Origin of the sequence: Kocuria sabuli, assembly GCF_040981185.1 — a bacterium.
Classification (GTDB): domain Bacteria; phylum Actinomycetota; class Actinomycetes; order Actinomycetales; family Micrococcaceae; genus Kocuria; species Kocuria sabuli.
This window is the reverse complement of sequence record NZ_JAVHZE010000073.1, coordinates 1-732: the sequence shown is the minus strand read 5'-3', so window position 1 is coordinate 732 and position 732 is coordinate 1. Positions and strand designations below refer to the sequence as shown.

Sequence of the window (732 nt, the reverse complement as noted above, 5' to 3'; positions counted from 1 at the left end):
GGCGTTACGTGGGAATTTCGCGCGGGTACACAGGCCCAGAAGTACATTCAGGGCATTCCCGGTACCGAAAACGAAATCAGCGTGGGAACCGAGGTAACGAGCGCTACAGCGTGGACACGAACCTTCACCAATACACAGCTTTCAGCGGTTCGTTTACGCCTGAAATGGCCATCGCTTTTCAAGCAGGAGGACGATGGCGATCTGGTTGGTTACTCGGTTAATTATGCGATTGACTTGCAGACGGACGGCGGGACATGGCAGACAGTCCTCAATACCAGTGTGACCGGGAAAACGACCTCAGGTTATGAGCGTAGCCACCGTATTGATTTACCTCAGGTGGGCAGCACCTGGACAATCAGACTACGCAAAATTACCGCTGACGCCAACAGCGCGAAAATCGGCGACACGATGACGCTACAGAGCTTCACTGAGGTGATTGATGCGAAATTGCGATATCCGAACACCGCGCTGCTGTACATTGAATTCGACTCCAGCCAGTTTAATGGTTCTATACCTCAGATCTCCTGTGAGCCTCGTGGCCGCGTTATTCGGGTTCCTGATACTTACGACCCGGAAACCCGCTCTTACAGCGGGACATGGACCGGGGCGTTTAAGTGGGCATGGACGGATAACCCTGCGTGGATAATTTACGATCTGGTTGTTTCTGACCGGTTCGGCCTCGGTCACCGTTTGACTGCTGCTAACATCGATAAATGGACGCTTTATCAGGTC

General features: G+C 52.9%; 1 protein-coding gene. It reads left to right on the top strand.

The features are described from left to right. A partial coding sequence (gene gpJ, locus RE027_RS17940; RefSeq protein ID WP_438612451.1) for a TipJ family phage tail tip protein occupies positions 1 to 732 on the top strand: 732 nt, incomplete at both ends.